The following is a 9,735-nucleotide window of genomic DNA, read 5'->3' as shown; positions in this document are numbered from 1 at the left end:
CTGCACGAGAAAGATTATCTAAAAGATTAGCCATGCGATCAAAACCGATTGCAGAACGATACAGCGGAGTAAAATCAAAATTACGCATATCCAATATCCTCATTTGAGCAATATAAAGTAGCGACTTATCTAAACGATCAAGTCATTAAAGGTTTATGTGATCCTCTACCGAGCCATCACACAAATGAGATAGGGATCTACAAAACCATTTCAAGAGGATATAAAAAATTATTTTTTGAAGATGGCAGTGAATGCCTGTTGCAGGTGGGGATATTCAAACTCAAACCCCAGCGACTGTGCAGCCGCAGGCACCACCCGCTGGCCCGACAACAATAATGCATCGGCCATTTCACCAAACAAGAGACGCAATACCGACTCTGGCATAGGTAGTAACGCGGGGCGATGTAAACTTTGCGCAAGTAACGCAGTAAATTGAAGGTTTGTCACTGGCTCGGGAGCGACCACATTAAATACTCCAGAAGCCCGCTCTTGTTGCAGTAAAAAAAGCATCAGCCTCAGCAAATCATGGCGATGAATCCAGGGCATATAATGACGCCCCGTTCCCATCCGCCCTCCCAACCCCATACGAAACGCTGGCAGCATTTGTTTGAGCGCACCACCATCACGCTCCAGCACTATCCCAAAACGCATCCTGCAGACCCGCACACCATTAACTTCAAAACGCAGCGCAGCAGCCTCCCAATCGCAACACAATTGTGCCGCAAAATCATTACCCGCATTTTCCCGTTCATCAACCAAACGATCAACGCAATTGCCGTAAAAGCCTACCGCGCTCGCATTCAGTAAGACTTTAGGGAACCGACCAATACGGGCAAAAAAATCGAACAGACTATGGGTGAAATCTACGCGGCTCGCCCTGAATTTTTGTTTGGTTTTATCGCTCCAACGTGCCGATGCCAGGGACTCTCCCGCAAGATTAATCAGCGCAGCAAAATCAACAGTCGCCAACTCACTCAGGCTTCCAACAACATTGACTTTCGCATTCAGCAAATTGCGCGCAGCTACTGGATTACGGCTCAACACCCAAAGTTGATAACCTTGTTCAAGCAAGTAATCGCAAAGATGGCGACCAATAAATCCTGTACCACCGGTAATCAAAACGTTCCCCGACTTTACCGAGTCACTTGCCACAATAAATCCTCACAGAAATAAGCTGATGTAAATCAACTGACTACCAGAACCGAATGAAGTCAGACACACTTAATCAATTTACTCCACACTAGCGTAAACAGATCAAAGCCCGATGGAATTTTTCCGGAAAAGTTAACGCTTATGGCAGCTAATACCATTAACAACTAACAAAAGATCAAAATGTTATTAGAGAATTTTAATAAAAAACTTGCTATTCAGCAGGAGATCACCAATATAGATAGGGAGGGTCGGGATTGTTCGCGGAACTCAGTGCGGAATCCCAGCCCCCCTAACATAAACGTTAAGGAGCCTTATGATGAAACCTGCTGTCGACGTTGTATATCGTGATTTTGACTCATCTGCTGCACTAAACGAAATTATCACCAAGAAGCTCGAAAAACTCAGCCGCTACACCGACCAGATAGTTCATAGCCGCGTCGTTCTCGATACACCCCACCATCACAAACACAAAGGTAAACAATTCCGCGCCTCTATTGAGCTGGATATCGTTGGTCATCCCTTGGCAATTACCCAGAATGATGAATCAATTCACGTCGCCGTTCGCGATGCATTCTCAAGCGCAGAGCGCAAAGTTAAACAGCTGGTAGCTCGTCAACGCAACACTCGCTAAACCTCAGGCTAAAGCGCCTAACGATTTCATTTCCCACAAATGAAAAAGCCGGGATCATTTCTGATCCCGGCTCTGACTTACCTACTACGTAGAATCGCTTTCTTAGCTTGCAACACCCAGCTTGGCTGATTTTTTGCTGATCAGATGATTCAAGTTGGCCAGTGATTGCATATGGCTATAAATCAATTCCAAACCGTCTTTTTTGAATAAGTCCAAGGCTTCTGCATCACCCAAGGCTTTTAGTTTTTCACGCTTGACTACATAAAAGCCCATCAAATTCATATTCGATTCTTCGCGGCCTTTAAAGGTGATATTCGCCTGCATAGGTTCAAGCAAATTTAACTCATGCAGACGCTTGCAGAAAACTTTTGTCATTTCAGCGCGGTACTGATAATCCTTAAGGAACTCTACCACTTCTTTTAAATGTGGTGACTGCTCGCCATTTTCTTCAAACAAGCGACGACCTTTACTGCCATCCTTTAATACGGTTTTACTATCGGCGTCAATACACAGAGCCATTGTGTCCGCATCCTTATCACCGCCCAATACAAATGGATAGCGACGGATAAATGCAGGGATATAACGCGAAGTGAACTGGAAGTTTTCATCCAAAGACAGATTTTCACCCTCTTTCAGCCCCATAATTGCCAAGGGAATATATTCACCCTCATTTGCGGTTGCTGAAAATACAATCGGAAATTCACTCGCTGCAAATGGGATTTCTGTCGCCAGAAGAGGGGCAGAAATCATATGCGCTACAAATGAGTAATTATCAACCTGCACAGACCAGTTGCGATGGATATCTGATGACAGTGGTTGAATGTTGTCATAAATCATGAGTTGTTTTGCCACGAGGATACCTCTATTTATTGTCTCGGCTTGAGATGAAAAATCAGGGATGAAAATAAAATAGGGGCGCATGGTAGCACTTTCACAAGCGCCTGCCACTAGCAGGCTATTAATTGCCCTTGGGACGGACTTAAATGACAGAAACAAAAAAGCCCGCTGACAAAGCGGGCTTTTAAGCTATTGAATCTTATGTAAAAAATGGTCGGAACGGCGGGATTTGAACCCACGACCCCTACACCCCCAGTATAGTGCGCTACCTGACTGCGCTACGCTCCGACATTTTTTCTAACGGATGCAAAATACAGATCCCGCATCGCGAAGGACGGGCATGATACCTTAATTTATTGCCAATGCAATCAGAGAATTAAGAATTAATACCGATGCTCAATAAGCAAACAACCACCTGAAAAAGTGGTTGTTTGCTCAGCAAAACTTATTTGATTTTTAGAAGGTCTAGCAGATGTTCCAGATCATCAATCATACGCACAACCAATTGATTTAACTGGCCTGATTCAGATGGGGTGCTCTCGCTTGACATCTGCAGGCGCGCGCCACCAATGGTAAAACCTTGATCGTAAAGCAGACTGCGGATTTGACGGATGGTCAACACATCCTGACGCTGATAATAACGGCGATTTCCCCGGCGCTTGACTGGTTTCAACTGGGGGAACTCCTGCTCCCAATAGCGCAGCACATGTGGCTTTACCGCACACAATTCACTGACTTCACCAATTGTGAAATATCGCTTACCGGGGATTACGGGAAGTTCGTCGTTATGACTCGGTTCCAACATAAGCTTCTACTCGTGCCTTAAGTTTTTGTCCTGGACGGAAGGTGACCACACGCCGGGCGCTGATAGGAATTTCTTCGCCCGTCTTGGGGTTCCTGCCCGGACGCTGGCTTTTATCGCGCAATTCAAAATTGCCGAAGCCAGAAAGTTTGACCTGCTCGTTATTTTCCAAAGCATGGCGGATCTCTTCAAAAAAGAGTTCCACCAATTCTTTGGCTTCCCGTTTATTGAGTCCGAGATCTTCATAAAGTTTCTCGGCCAAATCTGCTTTGGTCAGAGCACCGTCCGACATAATTATTATTCCCTATCTGAGGGTAGCGGAAAAATTCACCCCCAGATACTGAACAATCGAGTCAATGGAGGCGTTGATCTCATCTTCATTAAGAGTGCGTGAAGGATGCTGAAAGGTCAACCCCATTGCAACACTTTTTCTATGTGGATCAATACCTTTGCCCATATATACGTCAAATACCTTTAAGTCGATAAGGTACTCACCTGCCTGATCTTTAACCGCCGTCAAGAGTTTGTCGGCAGCCAAATCTCGGTCAACCAAAAGGGCCAGATCACGGCGTACTTCAGGGAATTTCGACAGTGAAGTAAACGCAGGGATTCGCGCTTTCAGTAGCGAACTGAGACGCACTTCAAACAAATAAACGGCTTGCGGGATATCAAGCTGCTGTAGCAGGCTCGGATGTAATGCACCTATAACGCCCTGCCACTCATTGTCGCGATAAATATCAGCTGTTTGACCAGGATGCAGCGCTGAGTGGGAACCTGCCTTGATAGTGAAGGCTGACTCATCACCTGTTAATGCCAATAGCGACTTCAGGTCACCCTTGAGATCAAAGAAATCCACCAACTCAGCAACATTTGCCCAAGACTCAGGTGCACGACTACCGTAGATAAGACCCGCAAGCATGGCTTCTTGCTTAAGGCCATCGGCCGAAGGAACAAAGCGTAGACCCGATTCAAACAAACGCACGCGATTCTGCTGGCGATTCAGGTTATTTCGCAGAACACTCACTAAACCGGGCATCAAACTAGTACGCATTGCCGCCATATCGGCACTGATCGGATTGCGCAGCACAACTGGCGACACTTCCGGATCAAACAACGCAGAGAGTTTTGGCTCGATAAAGCTGTAGGTAATCGCCTCTTGGTAACCGCGTGCGATAAGTTGATTACGCAATGCAGGCAAGCCCATTTTCGCTTCGGGATGAGGTTCTATATCCAGTGGTGCTGCAAGGCTGCGTGTGGGTAAACGGTTATAGCCGTACACACGAGCCAACTCTTCCAGCAAATCCGCTTCAATGGAAATATCAAACCGGTAACTGGGAACAGCAAACACCCAGCCTTCTGCGTTTTGCGACTGTAAAGTCAAACCCAGGCGCGCAAGAATATCGACCACTTCGTCATCATCCATTTCCAAACTTAGGCCGCTAACAATACGAGCCTTACGCAAGGTGACTTGGCGCTCTTGCGGCAGATGCTCGTTGGTGACATGAACAACAGGACCAGCCTCACCACCCACAATCTCCAACAGTAATGCTGTTGCGCGCTCGATAGCATCCAGTTGCAAACTGTAATCTACGCCGCGCTCAAAGCGATGCGACGAATCCGTATGCAAACCATAAGAACGGGCGCGACCGGCAATCGCCAGCGGATTGAAGAATGCACTTTCCAGGAAAATATCGCGCGTAGCTTCACTTACCGCACTTTCCTTACCGCCCATAATGCCCGCAATCGCCAAGGCTTTTTGCTGGTCGGCGATCACCATGGTGTCGGCATTGAGCTTGATCTCTTGCCCATCCAGCAACTGGATAGATTCACCCTGCTGCGCCAGACGCACATGAATTGCACTACTGAGTTTGGACAAATCAAACGCATGCATGGGCTGGCCTAATTCGAGCAGCACGTAGTTAGTCACATCTACTACCGCATCAATACTGCGCAAACCTGAACGGACTAACTTATCCTGCAACCACGCGGGACTTGGACGAGTAATATCGATATTGCGAATTACACGACCCACATAACGGCCGCACGCGTAACCCGCCTCAAGATTCACAGGGAATGTATCAGAAATAGTTGCAGGCACAGCGGCGATTGCAGGAGCAGAAACAGGGGCACGATTCAACACACCCACTTCGCGCGCTATACCCTTTACGCTTAAGCAATCGCTGCGATTAGGGGTCAAATCAACTTCAATCAACTTGTCATCGAGGTTGAGATATTCGCGGAGGTTGGCACCTACTGGTGCATCCGCAGCCAACTCCCAAACGCCAGAGTCATCGTCACCCGCCTTTAATTCAGCCTGACCGCAAAGCATACCGAAGGATTCAACACCGCGTAGCTTGGCTTTCTTGATATCAAACTCGGGAAGTTTTGCACCAATGGTTGCGAATGGAATTTTAATTCCAACACGTGCATTTGGCGCGCCGCACACGACTTGCGACAAACTTTCAAGACCTGCCACTTGGCACACGCGCAATTTATCGGCATCAGGGTGTTGTTCGCAGCCCACAATCTCACCAACAATCACGCCGGTGAAATCACCAGCAACGGTTTCAACGGCATCAACCTCAAGCCCTGCCATAGTGAGCTGGGCAACTAACTCATCGGTACCTATGGCTGGGTTAACCCATTCGCGCAGCCAGGATTCACTGATTTTCATATTTCATTCATTCCGTTAAAACTGTTTCAAGAAGCGCAAATCGTTCTCAAAGAACAAACGCAGGTCGTTCACGCCGTAACGCAACATCGCCAAACGCTCTACGCCCATGCCGAATGCAAAACCGGTGTAAGTCTCAGGATCAACACCGCTGGACTTGAACACTTCCGGATGCACCATGCCGCACCCACCCACTTCCAGCCAACCCGTGTTTTTGCACATGCGGCAGCCTTTGCCACGGCACTGGGTGCACTGGATATCCATCTCAGCCGAGGGCTCGGTGAACGGGAAATAGGAGGGACGGAAACGAACCGGCACATCGGCCTCAAAGAAGGCTTTCAGGAATTGATCCATGGTGCCCTTGAGATCGGCAAAACTGATATTTTTATCGACCACCAAACCTTCGACCTGATGAAACATCGGCGAGTGAGTGACGTCCGAGTCGCAGCGATATACACGACCGGGACAAATTACCCGGATCGGTGGCTGCTTGTTTTCCATAGTGCGCACTTGCACTGGTGATGTGTGGGTGCGCAATACATGGGTGTCATCCACGTAAAAGGTATCGTGCATCGCACGTGCGGGGTGATGGGAGGGAATATTAAGTGCTTCGAAGTTATGATAGTCATCTTCGATTTCAGGGCCCACTTCAACGCTGTAACCCACGGCAGCAAAAATTTCTTCGATGCGTTGTAACGTTCGGGTTACCGGATGCAAACCACCGGTGTGCTGACCGCGGCCAGGCAAGGTTACATCAACCACTTCGCTTGCGAGCTTGGCATTGATCGCGGCCTGCTCTAACAATTCTTTGCGCGCATTGAGCGCGTCTTGCACGGCATCTTTGGCCTTATTGATTTCAGCACCAGCAGCAGGACGCTCCTCCGCCGATAATTTACCCAACGTTTTCATCAACGCGGTGATGCTGCCATTTTTGCCTAGATAATTTACACGCACTGCGTCCAGCGCAGTCAGATCTTGAGCATCGGCAACGAGTTTGAGCGCTTCTTGGGTAAGCGCAGCGAGATTTTCCATCTGCTTTTCCAGTACGAATCGTTAACTATCGAATAAAAACAGCCATAAAAAAAGGGAAGAACCCTAAAGCTCTCCCCTTTCATCGCGTTCACAAAAGCCCTTGCGGGCTTGAGGTTGTTGGACGATTAAGCAGCCAGAGCTGATTTAGCCTTCGCAACAACAGCAGCAAATGCCGCTTTGTCATATACAGCCAGATCAGCCAGTACACGACGGTCGAGAACGATGCTCGCCTTTTTCAAGCCAGCAATCAATTGGCTGTAGGACAAGCCTTCAGCGCGAGATTGAGCATTGATACGAGTAATCCACAGAGCACGGAAATTACGCTTTTTAACGCGACGATCGCGGTAAGCATATTGACCAGCTTTGATAACCGCTTGCTTGGCAACACGGAATGTACGCGAACGTGCACCGTAATAACCTTTAGCAGCTTTTAATACTTTCTTGTGACGACGACGCGCCTCTACACCACGCTTAACACGGGCCATATTACAATCCTCTCAAAATTAATTAGCGCTATTAGATAGCACGGAACAGACGTTTTACGCGTGGTACATCGGCAGCATCAACGATGCTAGTGCCGCGCAGTTGGCGCTTACGCTTGGTCGTCATTTTGGTCAGGATGTGGCTCTTGTTAGCGTGTTTGAACTTGTAACCTGCGCCAGTCTTTTTGAAGCGCTTTGAGGCGCCACTGTGTACTTTAGCTTTAGTTGCCATGTGATAAAACTCCACACATTTAGGTAAATAATATTAATAATCAAGGCAGCTAAAAGCCCGACTATTTTCTCTTTTTGGGGGCGATGACCATAGTGAGCTGCTTACCTTCCATCTTGGCAGCCTGCTCAACGGTACCCATCTCAGCCAGGTCGGTCTCGATGCGCTGCATCATTTCCATCCCCAGCTCTTGGTGGGCGAGCTCGCGGCCACGGAACTTTAACGTTACCTTGGCCTTATCCCCGTGCTCCAGGAAGCGCATCAAAGCCTTTAATTTGACCTGATAATCCGCTTCCTCCGTCCCTGGGCGAAACTTCATTTCCTTCACCAACTGCTGCTTTTGTTTCTTTTTAGCAGCGGCTTTGGTTTTCTTGATTTCAAACAGATGCTTGCCGTAATCCATAATCTTGCAGACTATTGGATCGCTATCAGCAACGATCTCCACCAAGTCAAGAGTAGCGGCTTGCGCCTGAGCCAGTGCATCGCTCAGCGCGACTATACCGACCTGCTCACCCTCTGCGTTGATTAAACGAACCTGCTTGGCTTCGATCTGATCGTTGATCCGCGCTTTCTTAGAATTGCCTTTGGCCGCGGGAGCGTTATCTCGTTTGATAGTTGTATCTCCAATAAATTAATAGGAACAAATCTTTTTTCGCTTTAGCCGTCTTTTAGTCAAAAAACTTTCTTTTAAACAGAAATATTTCGACCTCGACGCGCTATATCGGCGGTCAAGTGCGCGATGAAAGCTTCCAGATTCATTACACCCAAATCTTGTCCGTCCCTTGTGCGAATCGCAAGTGATTGATTTTCAACCTCTTTATCGCCAATGACGAGCAGGTAGGGTACCCGCTGAATTGTGTGCTCGCGGATTTTAAAGCCGATCTTCTCGTTTCTCAAGTCCGGAATTACACGAATGCCTTTTTCGCGCAGGGTTTTTTCCACTAATTTGACGTAATCGGCCTGGTTATCGGTGATATTCATGACCGCAACCTGGGCTGGCGCCAACCAAACCGGGAAAGAACCTTCGTAATGTTCGATCAGGATTCCGAGGAACCTTTCGAAGGAGCCGAGGATAGCACGATGCAGCATCACCGGACGCTTACGCACGTTATCTTCGGCAACATATTCCGCATCCAGACGCTCGGGCAATACATAGTCAAGCTGGATAGTGCCGCACTGCCATGAACGGCCAAGTGCATCTTTAATTTGATATTCGATCTTGGGACCGTAAAAAGCGCCTTCACCCGGCAACTCTTCCCATTCCAGACCAGCAGCACGCAGCGCTGTGCGCAACCCCTCTTCAGCCTTATTCCAGGTTTCCAGACTGCCGGCATATTTTTCCGGGCGCAGGGACAGTTTTACAGCGATATCGGTAAAACCAAAATCGTCATAGATGGATTTGAGCATTTGGTTAAAAGAAGCAACTTCACCGACTACCTGCTCTTCGGTACAGAAGATATGCGCATCATCCTGCACAAAACCGCGCACACGCATAATGCCGTGCAACGCACCTGAAGCTTCATTGCGATGGCAGGAACCAAACTCCGCCAAACGCAGTGGCAAATCTTTGTGCGAACGCAGGCCGTGGTTAAAAATCTGGATATGACCAGGGCAGTTCATCGGCTTAACTGCAAAGTCGCGCTTTTCCGACTCAGTGGTAAACATGTTATCGCGATAGTTTTCCCAGTGGCCGGATTTCTCCCACAGGGTGCGATCCATAATCAGCGGCGTTCTGACTTCCTGATAGCCCCACTCGTTTTGCTTGGCACGCATGTACTGTTCGATCTGTTGCCACAGCGTCCAACCTTTGGGATGCCAAAACACCATGCCCGGTGCTTCATCTTGCAGGTGGAACAGATCAAATTTCTTCGCCAGTTTGCGATGGTCGCGTTTAGCTGC

Annotated in this window: 11 protein-coding genes, 1 tRNA gene and 1 pseudogene; 1 reads left to right on the top strand and 12 read right to left on the bottom strand. The window is 48.2% G+C overall.

Annotated features, from left to right (window positions below; translation table 11 throughout):
* Together ACWA6V_RS11110 and ACWA6V_RS11105 are read right to left on the bottom strand one after the other, a co-directional pair.
* Positions 1-88, bottom strand: a pseudogene (locus ACWA6V_RS11110) (Hsp20 family protein); the annotation flags it as partial.
* 140 nt (positions 89-228) lie between these two features.
* Entirely contained in the window at positions 229-1,152 is a 924-nt protein-coding gene (locus ACWA6V_RS11105; RefSeq protein WP_449522543.1) for a TIGR01777 family oxidoreductase, read from the bottom strand.
* 313 nt (positions 1,153-1,465) lie between these two features.
* Here ACWA6V_RS11105 and ACWA6V_RS11100 point away from each other — a divergent pair, with 313 nt between their 5' ends.
* Positions 1,466-1,783, top strand: coding sequence for an HPF/RaiA family ribosome-associated protein (locus ACWA6V_RS11100; RefSeq protein ID WP_374725280.1), 318 nt, complete (start codon positions 1,466-1,468; stop codon positions 1,781-1,783).
* Between the two features lie 102 nt (positions 1,784-1,885).
* Here the strand turns inward: ACWA6V_RS11100 and ACWA6V_RS11095 are convergent, their stop codons facing one another.
* The 10 genes from ACWA6V_RS11095 to thrS form a co-directional block, all read right to left on the bottom strand.
* Positions 1,886-2,635, bottom strand: coding sequence for a SapC family protein (locus tag ACWA6V_RS11095; protein WP_449522542.1), 750 nt, complete (start codon positions 2,633-2,635; stop codon positions 1,886-1,888).
* A gap of 196 nt (positions 2,636-2,831) precedes the next feature.
* Positions 2,832-2,908 (bottom strand) — tRNA-Pro (locus ACWA6V_RS11090).
* 157 nt (positions 2,909-3,065) lie between these two features.
* Positions 3,066-3,425 carry a MerR family transcriptional regulator gene (locus ACWA6V_RS11085; RefSeq protein ID WP_310073876.1) on the bottom strand — a complete coding sequence of 120 codons (360 nt, stop codon included), beginning with the start codon at positions 3,423-3,425 and terminating at the stop codon, positions 3,066-3,068.
* A complete protein-coding gene (gene ihfA / locus ACWA6V_RS11080; protein ID WP_007642205.1) occupies positions 3,406-3,714 on the bottom strand; it encodes an integration host factor subunit alpha in 309 nt (102 codons plus the stop codon). The genes ACWA6V_RS11085 and ihfA overlap by 20 nt, the downstream gene beginning before the upstream one ends.
* Before the next feature lie 12 nt (positions 3,715-3,726).
* On the bottom strand, positions 3,727-6,096 hold the full coding sequence (pheT, locus tag ACWA6V_RS11075) for a phenylalanine--tRNA ligase subunit beta (RefSeq protein WP_449522541.1): 2,370 nt from the start codon (positions 6,094-6,096) through the stop codon (positions 3,727-3,729).
* Positions 6,097-6,111: 15 nt separating this feature from the next.
* Positions 6,112-7,125 carry a phenylalanine--tRNA ligase subunit alpha gene (pheS, locus tag ACWA6V_RS11070; RefSeq protein ID WP_449522540.1) on the bottom strand — a complete coding sequence of 338 codons (1,014 nt, stop codon included), beginning with the start codon at positions 7,123-7,125 and terminating at the stop codon, positions 6,112-6,114.
* A gap of 125 nt (positions 7,126-7,250) precedes the next feature.
* Positions 7,251-7,610: a 50S ribosomal protein L20 gene (gene rplT, locus ACWA6V_RS11065; protein WP_133685253.1), complete on the bottom strand. Its 360-nt coding sequence runs from the start codon at positions 7,608-7,610 to the stop codon at positions 7,251-7,253.
* A 31-nt stretch (positions 7,611-7,641) separates the two neighbouring features.
* The gene (gene rpmI / locus ACWA6V_RS11060) at positions 7,642-7,839 is read right to left on the bottom strand and encodes a 50S ribosomal protein L35 (RefSeq protein WP_394984231.1); all 198 of its coding nucleotides are present in this window, start codon (positions 7,837-7,839) and stop codon (positions 7,642-7,644) included.
* A gap of 61 nt (positions 7,840-7,900) precedes the next feature.
* Positions 7,901-8,449, bottom strand: coding sequence for a translation initiation factor IF-3 (infC, locus tag ACWA6V_RS11055; RefSeq protein ID WP_081489679.1), 549 nt, complete (start codon positions 8,447-8,449; stop codon positions 7,901-7,903).
* Positions 8,450-8,523: 74 nt separating this feature from the next.
* Positions 8,524-9,735, bottom strand: a 1,212-nt coding sequence (gene thrS, locus ACWA6V_RS11050) for a threonine--tRNA ligase (protein ID WP_449522539.1), incomplete at its 5' end; no start/stop codon positions are given.

Source organism: Cellvibrio sp. (assembly GCF_053579595.1).
This window is presented reverse-complemented; position numbering and strand designations above follow the sequence as displayed.